Origin of the sequence: Streptomyces scopuliridis RB72 (genome assembly GCF_000718095.1) — a bacterium.
GTDB classification, from domain to species: domain Bacteria; phylum Actinomycetota; class Actinomycetes; order Streptomycetales; family Streptomycetaceae; genus Streptomyces; species Streptomyces scopuliridis.
The window spans coordinates 134,273-146,587 of sequence record NZ_JOEI01000003.1 but is presented as its reverse complement, the minus strand read 5'-3'; the positions used below and the strand labels follow the sequence as shown (position 1 = coordinate 146,587).

The window sequence follows — 12,315 nt, the reverse complement described above, 5'->3', positions numbered from 1 at the left end:
CCCTACGTGCGTTATACCGTTACGCCTCTCAGCGGCCCCCCGAGTCGCCCGAACTCCCGTAGGAGCCGCCCGCCAGCCGTCTCAGCCGGCGCGCCTCGTCCTCGATCCGCTGCGTGACGCTCCCCGCCCCCGTGGCGTCGTCCAGCCCGCTCGCCCGCAGCTGGGCGGCGAGGGCGTTGAAGTAGTGTGCGGCAGTGAGGAGATGACCCTCCGTATCGCCGTGCCCGCCGCCGTCGGCGCGGGGGCGAGCGGCGCCGGCGTCGTCCAGTACGCGGCCGATCTGCTGCGTGATCTCGTCCCGCGCGTCCTGGGCCATCCCGACCGCCCGGCCGACCTGGGAGAGGATGGAGTGGCAGGAGCGCGTCAGCTCCGCCAGCAGCCGGTACTCACGGCTCACCCCCGTATTGCCCGCCCCGCCGAAGCTGATGTTGCCGGACGCGATACGGTCGCCCGCCACCACCGGCTCGAAGCGGCGGAGGTCGATCGCGCTGGTGGCGCCCAACGCCTCGCGGAAGCACGGATGGACATGGAACTCCGCCTCGTGCGGCTGGGGGGCCAGCTCACCGCCGCCCGCGAACACCACGTCATTGCCGCGGCGCACCCCGAGGAAGCCCACGCTGTACAGGATGTCGATCGCGCCGGACGGGGTCAGCGCCTCGGCGTACGCGGGGAACAGCCGGTGCAGCGTCTGAGCGGCCTCCTCGAAACGGCTGCCGAGCGCGGCGCGCGACACCACGTACCCCGTGTTCTGGAAGAGCGGGAAGAGCCGTTCGAGGAACGGGTGGGCGATCAGGTACTCCTGCGCCAGGTCCTTGAGCTTCCACGCGGAGAACTGCCGGCTCGCCTGGAGGACATCGGTGTCCGTGATCCGGTCGCGGCCATGGGTCAGCCAGGCCGTCTCCTGGCAGAGGTTGAGGAACTGGATGGCGTCGCGCGGCCGGGGCAGACAGCGGCTGAAAATGAACGCCGCGGTGTCCTCTCCCCGCACGCTCTCCGGGAAGATCTCCCGCCACAGCTGCTCCGCCGACAGACCCGCGGCCCCGGTCGAGGCCCGCGCGCGGGCCATGGCGAGCTCCCGCAGGGCGTGGTCCGTCCAGACGATCCGCAGCTCGTCCCCGTGGAACTTGTCCCCCTCGCCGAACGACAGCGAGTCGTAGATGTCGGAGCGCAGGAACAGCAGACACCGCACCGCCTGTCCGTACAGCCCCGCCGCGTGCTTCGCCGCCAGCAGCAGCCCGATCACCATCGAGTTGCTCTCCGGCTCCACCGACCAGACCTGCTCCAACTGGTCGACCAGGAGCAGTAACGGCTCGTGCGCGGCGGCGCAGTCCAGCTCGGCGAAGGCGTCCGCCACCCCTCTTTCCACCACGTCCAGCTGGCGGGCGGCCCGCGCGCCCTCGGAGGGTGAGTGCGCCAGCTCCACACCGGCCTTGAACCCGAACGCCTCCAGCGACAGCGCCGTCTGCAACCCCCGTGCGCCTTGGGCCAGTCGGTCGCCGAGGCGGTCACCCGGATAGTCGGACGGCAGCTCGTCGTTCTGCTTGAGGAAACGGCGCAGCGCCTTCACCGAGTCGGCCTTCCGGCCGTGCGCGTCCGCCGCGTGCGTCACCAGATGGCGCGCGGCGTTGACGGCGAACACATACCGCCAGATCAGTGACTTGGCCGAGTCTCCCGGCAGTCCCTGGAGCTCGAAGCGGCGGATCTCGTCCCCCGCGGCGTCGTCGGGCGTGATCAGCACCTTCCCGCCGCCGTGCACCCCGTCCGCCATCAGACGCATGCAGATCGCGCTCTTGCCCGACCCCTTGCGCCCGATGATCAGCATCTTCCGGCCGGACACCGCCGCGCGTGTCGCGTTCGTCGACAGGAACCCACCGCGCAGCAACAGCCCGTCGGTGACGTCCCGCTCGGCGTCCTCCCGTCCGAAGTGGAGGTTCGCGAGTACGGACTCTCCGGCCATCCCATCCCCCTGTTCGGTCCCCCGGCGCCCACCGTTCAGCGCAAGTCATACTTCCCGCACGGCAGTTGTACCTCACCGGGCGTCGGTCCGCATCGGTGAGGAATCGTCACTTCGTTGAAATGTCACACATATCGATCACTCTGTATTTTTTGCCAGATCGGGCAACGATGCGGTGTGTCGTTTTACGAAGTCTTGGTCTTCTGTAAATGTGTGCCCGTCAGCACGTCGCCTGAACTCGTGACCGGGCGGGTTCTGGAATGAGGGAGAACCATGCGCTACGGCAATGCCTTGCGAGAAGCGGTCGAATCACCTCGTACGACACCTCTCATCGGCATCTACGACATGTACTCGGCCTCGATCGCGGCCCAGCACTACAACGGATTCTTTGTCTCCGGCTTCGGCTTCGCCGCTTCCCATTACGGGCTGCCGGACATCGGTTTCATCGCCTGGCCCGACATGGTGGCCTTCGTGGAGCGGCTCCGTCTGGCGTTTCCCCGCCATCACATGCTCGTCGACATCGACGACGGGTATGTGGACCCCGAGGTCGCGTGCCATGTCGTCCAGCGGCTGGAGCGCGCCGGGGCCTCGGGGGTGATCCTGGAGGATCAGAAGCGGCCACGGCGGTGCGGGCACGCGGACGGGAAGCTGATCCTGCCGCTGGAGGAGTATCTGGCCAAGCTCGACCTGGTCCTGAGCAGCAGGGAGGAGATGCTCGTGGTGGCGCGTACGGACGCCACGGAGGAGTCGGAGATCGTACGGCGCGCCGCCGCGCTGGCGGAGACGGACGCGGATGTCGTCCTCGTCGACGGCGTGCGGAGCGTGGAGTGGATTCGTAAGATCCGCTCGGTCGTCGGCGACAAGCCGCTGCTGTTCAACCAGATCGCGGGCGGAAAGTCGCCGCGGCTCTCCCTCTCCGAACTCTCCGACCTGGGCGTCAATCTCGCCATCTACAGCACGCCGTGCCTTTTCGCCGCGCACGGCGCGATCGACGGCGCGCTGTCCGATCTGAAAATGGCCGACGGACGGCTGCCGGACACCAGAGAGACGGGGGCGATCGGGGTCAAGGGATCAACGGAATTGCTGGAAAAGAACATCAGCAGACACCACGACAGCCGCGTATCGGTCTCGGTGTGATCGCGGGAATTTCCTCTTGTCCTCTCATTTCCTTCGGTCCGGCACCGGCCGGCACCGACTTCCGAAGAAAACACCCCTCCTGAGGGGAGTCTCCACGACGAGTGTCCTCGTCGCGGCGACGACAAGCGTCCTGTGCGGTGCCGGCATCGCACAGGCCGACGACGACGAGCCCGAGCGGTCGGGGCCCGTCGCCGGACGTAACGTCGGCCTGCTGGTGATCGACAACTCCCACGCCGACTCGTGGCTGGAGGTCGACCGGACGCTCAACATGCTGTTCAGGAGCAAGGGCACGGCGGGCAGCGACCACGACGGGGGTGGTGGCGCCATCGACGTACAGACCGGGGATGTCTCCGAACGCGGAAACGGATCCGGGAACGGAAACGGAAACGGGAACGGGTCCGGGAACGGGAACGGGAACGGCGATCAGGCCGGGCCCTGCTCGTGTTCCCGCCCGGCCTCCGGCTCCGGCCCGTCCTCCGGCTCCGGCTCCGGCTCGGGTGGTGTGATCGAGCAGATCGGGCAGATCGGGCATCCGCCGTACCAAGGCGAGAACGGTGAATGACGTGACCTCCAAGTCCTGGCTGATGTCGTGGCCGGGCCGGCTGGGAAGGGCGGTCGACCCCTATGTCGTCGCCCTTCTCGGCACGGTCGTGCTCGCGGCGCTGCTGCCCGCGAGCGGCCGGGCGGCCGTGGCCGTCGGCGGCGCCGCCGACCTCGCCATCGCGCTGCTCTTCTTCCTCTACGGCGCCCGGCTCTCCACCCGCGAGGCGGTCGACGGACTGCGGCAGTGGAAGCTCCATCTCGTGGTCGGGGCCAGTACGTTCGCGCTCTTCCCGCTGCTCGGGCTGGCCGCGGGCGGACTCGTACCGCTCCTCCTCACCGACCAGCTCTACACCGGCCTCCTCTTCCTCTGCGTCGTCCCCTCGACCGTCCAGTCGTCGATCGCGCTGACCTCCACCGCCCGGGGCAATGTCCCGGCCGCCATCTGCGCCGGTACGTACTCCAGCCTGTTCGGCATGGTCGCCACCCCGCTGCTCGCGGCCTGGCTCATCGGCTCCACCGTCAGCTTCTCGGCGCATGGGGCGGTGGCCATCGCCACCCAGCTCCTGCTTCCCTTCGTCGCCGGGCAGTTGCTGCGCCGCTGGATCGGCGGGTTCATCGGCCGCCACAAGAAGCGGATCGGCCTGCTGGACCGGTTCTCCATCCTTCTCGTCGTCTATACCGCCTTCAGCCGGGGCATGGCGGAAGGCATCTGGCAGCAGATCACTCCGGTGCGGCTGGCCGGTCTGCTGACGCTGGCCGCGCTTCTGCTGGCGCTGGCCCTCGCGGTGACCTCGTTCACCGCGCGGCGCCTGGGGTTCAGCCGGGAGGACCGGATCACCATCGTCTTCTGCGGCTCCAACAAGAGCCTGGCGACGGGGCTGCCCATGGCGGCGGTACTGTTCGGAGCCTCGGCGGGCCCGGTGATCCTTCCCCTCATGCTCTTCCACCAGGTGCAGCTGATGGTGTGCGCGGTCCTCGCGGGCCGCTGGTCCCGCCGGCCACTGGAAACCGCGTCCGAACGGACCCCCGCGCAGGCGTCCCGCGCCGTCCCCGTACGGGAGACGGCCCGCTGATCGACCGATCGCCGGCTGCTGCCCCGGGATGGGCGCCGCCACCCGGAGATTGTCATTCAATGACATCTTCATGAAGGATCTGATCCAACTGGCCCTTATTCTATCTTTAGGCCCTTTGGGTGCAATTGAACAGATAGTCCATTCCTGTGCGCGCCATGGACGTTGTTACGCACGTGGATCCACGTGAACTCTGGGAGCGGAACACTGTCCTGGCCGAAGCGTTCTGCGCCAGCGATGAGCGTGTGCGCCAGGCGCAGTCGGTGCTGGACGAGGCGCAGGCCGAGCGGAGCAGGACGCTCGCGGCCTTCTCCGTGACGGTCGGGAACGACGGCGCGGTGGCCGACCTGATGGGGCTGAACGAACGGGAAGTGCGGGTGGCGCGGCGCACGGTGGGCAGGGAGGACGCCCGCTCCGTCGCCGAGGAACTCCTGATCCGCGGAGCGCAGCCACCACCGCCACCGCTCACACCGCAGGCCCCGCAGGGGCCACCACAGACACCGCCGGCCCAGCCCTCGCAGACCCCCACGACGCAGGCGCCGATGCACGATCCGGGCGTCGACACCTTCTCGGTGTCGGAGGTCCAGCTGCCGCAGCCCCGGGGCGAGATGCCCCCGCAGCCGGACTCGATGCCGCAGGACGCGCAGACGGTCGCCGCGCCCACGGTCTTCCACACCCCCGCCGTGGAGGAGACCGTGATCTGGTCGGCGAGCATGGACTCCGTCCTGCTGTGGAGCTGGAAGTCCGGCCTCGACCTCCAGACGGTCGCCGCCGAACTGGGCCTGGACCTGCGGGCGCTGCTGCTCCGCGTACAGACCCTGGCCAACGACGGGCTGCTCACGCCCCGTACCCCGCCCTCCGACAGTGGTCAGTCCGGCCGTCATCGCCGGCACGAGGACCCGTACGCGGCGCTCATCAGCCCGGCGACCACGCCGTTCCCCGTCTACCACTAAGGGGCGGGGCCTGCTCGGCGGTCGGCGCGGCCGAAGCGCTCAGCGGTGTTCCCGGGCGCCGTCCAGCCGGCGCGGCAGGTCGCGTGGGTTGCCGTCGGAGACATCGGCGGGGAGGAAGTCGGCCGGGACGTCCTGGTAGCAGACCGGGCGCAGGAAGCGGCGGACGGACAGGGTGCCGACCGAGGTCGTGCGTACGTCCGAGGTGGCGGGGTACGGACCGCCGTGCACCATGGCGTGGCTGACCTCGACCGCCGTGGGCCAGCCGTCGTACAGGACGCGGCCCGCCCTGGTCTCCAGCAGCGGCAGCAGGGCGGCGGCGGTGTCCCGGTCTCCCGTGCCGTGGTGGACCGTGGCGGTCAGCTGGCCCCGCAAGGCGCGGGCCACCTCGGTGAGTTGAGCCGTATCACGGCAGGTCACCACGGTCGCGGCGGCGCCGAACGGCTGGTCCTGGAGCTCCGGCCGGCCCAGGAACGTCTCGGCCGGGACCGTGAACAGCCGGGGCGCGCAGGTGTTGGCGCCCTCACCCGGCTGTCCGGCGGCGATCTCCCGTACGTCCTCGACCGCCGCCAGCGCCGCCGCGGCGCGCTCGTACGCGTCATGGAAGGCGCGGGTCTGCACCGTCCGCGCGATCTGCGCGGACACCGCGCGGCCGGCCGCCGCCAGGAACTCCGCCAGCTCGGGTCCGTTGACGGCGGCCAGCAGCCCCGGCCGGGTACGGAACTGCCCGGCGCCCGCCGTGAGCGCGCCGATGAACCCCTCGACCAGCGCGGCGGACCGGTCGCGGAGGGCGCCGGGCAGCAGGAAGACCGGGTTGACGCTGCTCATCTCCGCGTACACCGGGACCGGTTCGGGGCGGGCGGCGGCCGTACGCATCAGCGCCTCGCCGCCCGCCCGCGATCCGGTGAAGCCGACCGCCCGGATCCGGGGGTCGGCGACCAGGGCCCGGCCCAGTTCCGCGCCGGAGCCGAAGAGCAGCGAGAACACGCCTGCCGGCAGCTCGCTCTCGCGTACGGCGGCGGCCACGGCCGAGCCGACCAGTTCCGAGGTGCCCAGATGGGCGCTGTGCGCCTTGAGCACGACGGGGCAGCCGGCGGCGAGCGCGGCGGTGCTGTCGCCGCCCGCCACCGAGAAGCCGAGCGGGAAGTCGCTCGCGCCGAACACCGCCACCGGCCCGATGCCGATATGACGCTCCCGCAGATCGGGCCGCGGCTCGGGGACGCGGTCCGGCAGGGGCCGGTCGATCCGTACCTCCGCCCAGGCGCCGTACCGCACCTCGGCGGCGAGAAGCCGCAACTGCCCCGTCGTACGGTCCCGTTCGCCGGTGACCCGGACGGCGGGGAGGCCGCTCTCCGCGACGGCCCGGACGATCAGCTCCTCGCCGAGCGCCTCGATACGGTCCGCGATCCGCTCCAGGAAGGTCGCCCGCCGCTCGGGGGAGGTGGCGCGGAAGCCGGGGGCGGCCTGCTCGGCCAGTTCGCAGGCGCGGGCGACGTCCTCGGCGGTGCCGGAGCCGTAACCGGGCTCCAGCGGGGTGTCCGTACGGGGATCGATCGAGGCGACCGCCGGGCCTCGGCCGGTCCGCCGCTCGGCGCCGAGAAACATCGCTCCTGTCAGGGGCATGGTGCGCTTCCTCGCCTCTCTGGGCTTCGTCGGGCTCGTCGGACGTCCTGTGGCGTCGGTCGCGGGGCGACAGGGGCCGACGGGGATCAGCCGCCCCCGGGCTTCTTCCCGGGCTTCTTGCCGCGGCCAGGCCGCCACCGCTTCGGCGACTCCGCCGGGCTGAGGTGCGCCACCAGGTCCGCCAGCTCCACGCACGCCTGCTCGATCTTCAGCCGTACGTTCCGCTGCTCAGTGACGATCGACGCCAGCAGCAGCGAGGTCAGCGCGACGGACCCGTTGAGGGCCTGGAGCGCGATCATCCGCTGGATGAGAGTGTGGTGGGCGAAGGCCCCGACGAGGTCGGTCGCCTCCGAGATCGCCAGTACGGAGACGAACAGCGCGTACGGCGCGCTCCCCGCGAGCTGGAAGCGCAGCGCGGCCCAGATGAGCACCGGGAAGACGAGGAAGAGCAAGGAGAGGGCGCTCATGGTGGCCAGCGGCGTCACTACGACGGCGACGATCAGCAGGGCCAGCGCCTCCGGCCAGCGGCGGAAGTCCGCTGCCCGGGGCCACCGGGCCCCACGCAGCATCAGCAGCATGGGGGTGACCACGAGCACCCCCATGGCGTCGCCCGCCCACCACGCCGACCAGGCCGGCCAGAACCCTTCCCCCCGCAGCTTGCCACCGATCACCAGCATGGCCGTGCCCAGGGTCGCGCTGATCAGCATCCCCGCCAGCGCCCCCAGGAACACCAGGGCGACCCCGTCCCGCAGCCGGTCCAGCTCCGTACGGAAGCCCACGTGCCGGAGCATCAGACAGGCGCAGACCGGCGCGAGGGTGCTCGCGGCGATGATCCCGATGTCGAAGAGGTGGATGGGGCCGAGCGTCACGATGGTGAAGAGGGCACCGAGCGAGATCCCCGGCCACACCCCGAGGCCCAGGAAGAGCAGGCCGGCCAGCGCGATCCCCGAGGACGGCCAGAGAGGCGTCACGACCGCGCCCCCGATCACCAGCTGCTTCAGCAGGCCGAGCTGTGCGGCCCCGTAGTAGGCGACGGCGACGCCGAGAATCCGCGGAACGGCCAGGGACAGACGTCGGACTTCCTCGGTACGGACCACATCAGCCATCAGACAACGCCCGCCGCCCGGGTACGCCGTGACACGCACTGCCGGAGGGCTCGCGTCACCCCGGACCGTAGGCGCCGACGGGACCTTCCGGTACGGAGTCATGGCAGAGGACGAGCACGGCGGCGTCGTCCGAGTGACCGGTCAGCTCGGCCACCTTCAGCACTTCGGCGGCCAGCGCGCCGGGGTCCGCACCGTCACGGGCGGCCTCGCCGGCCAGGACCGCCGCACTCGCCAGTGCGGCCACCCGCCCGAGACCGTCCTCGACAGCAAACGCGGGGCCTTCCACCACACCGTCTGTGACCAGAACGAACGCCCCGGTGTCCGTGAGCCGGCGGCGGATCACCGGGTACGTCTCCCCCGGCAGGATGCCCAGCGGCAGCCCGCCCGGGTCCTCGGCGACCCCCGAGCTGCCGTCCGCCGCGGCCCACACCGAGGCCACATGGCCGGCGCGGGCGCTCTCCAGCACGCGCGTGACCGGGTCGAAGCGGAGGAACGTACAGGTCGCGAAGAGGGTGGAGTCCACCGACAGCATCAGATCGTTGGCCCGGCTCAGCACCTGCCCGGGGTCGCCGGCCGCCGCCGCGACCGCCCGCAGACCGATCCGTACCTGCCCCATGATCACGGCCGCCTCGACATCGTGGCCCTGGACATCACCGACACAGAACGCGAGCGCGCCGTCGGGCAGCAGGAAACCGTCGTACCAGTCGCCGCCGATATCCAGACCGTCCCGCGCGGGCGCGTATCTGGCGGCGGTCCGCAGTCCGGGTACGGCGGGCAGGAAGGGCGGGAGCATCGCGCGCTGGAGGGCCTCCGCCAGCTCCACCCGGGCGTGCTGCAGCTCCACCCGCCGCCGCGCCTGGGCGGTGAGCCGGCCGAGAGTGGTCAGCAGGTCGTCGGCGCTCGCCGACCGGCTGGGACGACGCCGGGTCATGCACCGCTCCGAGGTACGTCCGTTGGTGGACCGCTGTGAGTTGTTCCTCGCAACGGAGTACAGAGGGGCCTCTCGCTCAAGCCTCATCTTCATCATATTTCCGCCACGCGGCTTCCGCCGGATGAGCGGGGAGTTCCCAGCGTATGCACGACGCACGAAACGTGCACCATGAACATGTGCCGTCCCTGGGAGGTATGTCCCGGGAGGCAGGACGCGCGGCCGACGCGGCCTGATGAGAGGCCCGGCTCTCGGGCCGGACTACCGCGGGCCGTCTGCGCCGCCGACCTCGTTCGCGGCTCCGCCCGCGCCCAGGAGGGTGGTGGGGGTCGCGGCCGAGGCGGGTTCCAGGGCGGGCAGGGCGCGGCGGGCCCGGCGGGCCGCGGCGGGCGGGAGGGCCGCGCGGACAAGCTGGGCCGCGCGGAGCCAGGGCTGGGCGTAAACGTGGCGGGCGCGGCGTTCGATGCCGGTGGTGAGGCGGTCCACGGCCGGCGCCAGCGGGTAGGTGCGGTTGGCGGGCCAGCGCATACGGGAGCGCAGCTCGCGGAGCGTGGAGTCCTGCTCGGCGCTCCGGACCATGTCGGTGTCGGTCCAGGTGAGATAGCCGACGCCGATCTCCACCCCGTGGTGCGCCACCTCGGTGCGCAGGGTGTGCGCGAAGGACTCCACCCCGGCCTTCGAGGCGCAGTAGGCCGTCATCATCGGCGCGGGGGCGAGGGCCGCCAGCGAGGCGATCTGGAGGTAGTAGCCGCGGGAGTCCAGCAGTGCGGGGAGGAAGGCGCGGGCGGTGTTGGCGCTGCCGATCAGGTTGACCTCGATGACGCGGCGCCACGCGTCGGGCTCGGAGTGACGGAAGAGTCCGCCCGCCGCGACCCCGGCGTTGGCGACGACGACGTCGACCGTACCGAAGCGCTCCTCGACGAGCCGTGCCGTACGCAGCATGGCCGCCGCGTCGGTGACATCCGCGTGCCAGTGCTCCGCCTCGCCCGTCAATGACTCGGTGACACGGGCGAGTTCGGACTTCTCCAGGCCGACGAGCGCCAGCCGGGCGCCCCGCTCGGAGAGGGACCGGGCGAGCTGTTCGCCGACGCCGCGCGCGGCGCCGGTGATGACGGCGGTACGTCCTCGGAGCGGCGGGTGCCTGCTCATGGTGGGGCCTCCGGGGTGAGAGTGAGGGGAGGCCGCCCCCCGGCGCGTGGCTGGAGGACGGCATTCCGTGCGCCGGCGCATTGTGTGCACCGGCGCATCGCGCGCACTGTCGCGGTACGAGGGCGCGCTGACGCGGTCCGTACGGCGGTGAGCACGGTGGTACGTACGACGGCGTGTGGCGGTACGTACGACGGCGTGCGGGACGGCGTGCGGCGGCGCGGGTCAGGCGCGTTGCAGCGCCAGTACCGCGTTGTGCCCGCCGAAGCCGAACGAGTGGCTGACCGCGCGGTCGATCCGCTGGCGCAGCGGCTGCTTGGTCACGCAGTCGATGTCGAACTCGACGGCCGGCGCGTCCAGGTTGGCGATGGGCGGTACGACGCCGTGCTGGAGCGTCAGCACGGTCAGGCCCGCCTCGATCGCGCCCGCCGCCCCCATACAGTGCCCCAGCACGCCCTTGGGCGCCGTGACCGGCGGACGGTGCGGATAGACCCGGCTGATCAGCGCCGCCTCGGTCGCGTCGTTGAGCGGCGTCGAGGTGCCGTGCGCGTTGACATGCTCGACATCACCGGACTGCCAGCCCGCGTCGCGCAGCGCCACCTCCACCGCGCGCTGGGCGACGGCGCCCGAGGGGTGCGGGCTCGTCGGGTGGTGCGCGTCGGTCGTGGCACCGGCGCCGGCCAGCAGCGCGCGTGGCCCCGCGCCGCGCGCCCGCGCGTCCTGCTCGCGCTCCAGCACCATGATCGCCGCGCCCTCCCCCAGGACCAGCCCCGCGCGGTCCGAGGCGAAGGGCCGGCACAGCAGCGCCGGGTCATCGCCTGGACCCGCCAGCGCGGCGGCGCCCGAGCGCACGAACCCGGTTATGGCGACCGGGAAGACGATGGACTCCGTCGCCCCCGCCAGGGCGATGTCGCACTGCCCGGTGGAGAGCAGGTCCCGCGCCACGGAGAGCGCCGTGACCCCCGAGGAACACGCCGTGCACGGCGCCATACTGGGTCCGGTGGCCCGCATCTTGATGGCGATCTCGGCCGCCGGCATGTTGGGGATCGTGAGCAGGATGCCGGACGGGGAGGTCGCCTCGGGCCCGCGTCGGTCAAGCGCGACGGACTGCTCCGTCAGGCTGGCGGACCCCCCGCTGCTGGTCCCGACCACGACGGCGACCCGGGTGCCGTCCCAGCTCGCCGGGTCGAGTCCGGCGTCGGCGACCGCCTCGCGCGCGGCGAGCAGCGCGAACTTCACGTACCGGCCCATCCGGAAGGCCGTACGCCCGCCGATCGCGGCGTCGAGATCGATGCCCTCGACCGTACAGGCGAAGTCGACCGCGCAGCCGCTCAGTTCGGGCACCCGGTGGGCCGGGGAGACCCCCTCGCACACGCCGTGCCAGGTGGAATCGGTGTCGTTCCCGGCCGGGGTGATCATCCCCAGGCCGGTGATGGCGATGGCGGGTCCGGTCATCGGCCGACGCCCACCGGGGCCTCGTTCGTCTCGCTGACGCCGCTCGCCGTGCTCACCGCGTGAGTCGTGCCCGCCACGTGAACCGTGTGCACCGCGCGAAGCGTGTGCCCCGCGTGCGCCGCGTGCCCCGCGTGCGCGGTGCGCGCCGTGCGCGCCGTCCGCGCCCCGTCGAGGAACGCGGTGATCTCCGCCAGCGTGGCGCCCTTGAGCAGCGAGTCCGAGTCGGCGTCGATCCCCAGCGTCTCCTTGATGATGACGGCGAACTCGGCGACGGCGAGGGAGTCCATCTCCAGGCTGTCCATCGTGGCCTCGGGGATGATTTCCGCGGCGGGCACCTTGAACGTCGCTGTCAGCACCTCGGTGATCTTCGGGTGGATCTCGCTCATGGGATGTCCTTTCAGGG

10 protein-coding genes and 1 pseudogene are annotated in these 12,315 nt (G+C 71.5%); 4 read left to right on the top strand and 7 right to left on the bottom strand.

The genetic code is table 11. The annotated features are described in order from the left end of the window. Nucleotides 1-28 precede the first annotated feature (28 nt). Nucleotides 29-1,957 (bottom strand): P-loop ATPase, Sll1717 family, encoded by a 1,929-nt coding sequence (locus IF11_RS0103905; protein ID WP_030349978.1) that lies wholly within the window; start codon nt 1,955-1,957, stop codon nt 29-31. A 270-nt stretch (nt 1,958-2,227) separates the two neighbouring features. Between IF11_RS0103905 and IF11_RS0103900 the strand changes: the two genes are divergently transcribed. The 4 genes from IF11_RS0103900 (at nt 2,228) to IF11_RS36335 (ending at nt 5,657) form a co-directional block, all read left to right on the top strand. Next, nucleotides 2,228-3,091 carry an isocitrate lyase/PEP mutase family protein gene (locus IF11_RS0103900; protein ID WP_030349977.1) on the top strand — a complete coding sequence of 288 codons (864 nt, stop codon included), beginning with the start codon at nt 2,228-2,230 and terminating at the stop codon, nt 3,089-3,091. Between the two features lie 16 nt (nt 3,092-3,107). Further along, nucleotides 3,108-3,653 (top strand): hypothetical protein, encoded by a 546-nt coding sequence (locus IF11_RS41535; RefSeq protein ID WP_051745464.1) that lies wholly within the window; start codon nt 3,108-3,110, stop codon nt 3,651-3,653. 22 nt (nt 3,654-3,675) lie between these two features. Beyond that, nucleotides 3,676-4,707, top strand: coding sequence for a bile acid:sodium symporter family protein (locus IF11_RS0103890; protein WP_030349975.1), 1,032 nt, complete (start codon nt 3,676-3,678; stop codon nt 4,705-4,707). 173 nt (nt 4,708-4,880) lie between these two features. Beyond that, entirely contained in the window at nt 4,881-5,657 is a 777-nt protein-coding gene (locus tag IF11_RS36335) for a hypothetical protein (protein ID WP_051745463.1), read from the top strand. A 39-nt stretch (nt 5,658-5,696) separates the two neighbouring features. Here IF11_RS36335 and IF11_RS0103880 read toward each other — a convergent pair whose 3' ends face one another. The 6 genes and pseudogenes from IF11_RS0103880 to IF11_RS41870 form a co-directional block, all read right to left on the bottom strand. Then, entirely contained in the window at nt 5,697-7,277 is a 1,581-nt protein-coding gene (locus IF11_RS0103880) for an aldehyde dehydrogenase (NADP(+)) (RefSeq protein WP_030349973.1), read from the bottom strand. 86 nt (nt 7,278-7,363) lie between these two features. Next, nucleotides 7,364-8,374, bottom strand: a complete 1,011-nt coding sequence (locus IF11_RS0103875) for an MASE1 domain-containing protein (RefSeq protein ID WP_037727005.1) — start codon at nt 8,372-8,374, stop codon at nt 7,364-7,366. 64 nt (nt 8,375-8,438) lie between these two features. Further along, nucleotides 8,439-9,314 carry a PP2C family protein-serine/threonine phosphatase gene (locus tag IF11_RS0103870; protein WP_030349971.1) on the bottom strand — a complete coding sequence of 292 codons (876 nt, stop codon included), beginning with the start codon at nt 9,312-9,314 and terminating at the stop codon, nt 8,439-8,441. A 258-nt stretch (nt 9,315-9,572) separates the two neighbouring features. After that, nucleotides 9,573-10,460, bottom strand: a complete 888-nt coding sequence (locus tag IF11_RS0103865) for an SDR family oxidoreductase (protein ID WP_030349970.1) — start codon at nt 10,458-10,460, stop codon at nt 9,573-9,575. A 222-nt stretch (nt 10,461-10,682) separates the two neighbouring features. Next, nucleotides 10,683-11,912: a beta-ketoacyl-[acyl-carrier-protein] synthase family protein gene (locus IF11_RS0103860; RefSeq protein WP_030349969.1), complete on the bottom strand. Its 1,230-nt coding sequence runs from the start codon at nt 11,910-11,912 to the stop codon at nt 10,683-10,685. Nucleotides 11,913-12,073: 161 nt separating this feature from the next. Next, nucleotides 12,074-12,298: pseudogene (locus IF11_RS41870) on the bottom strand (acyl carrier protein); the annotation flags it as partial. Nucleotides 12,299-12,315 lie beyond the last annotated feature (17 nt).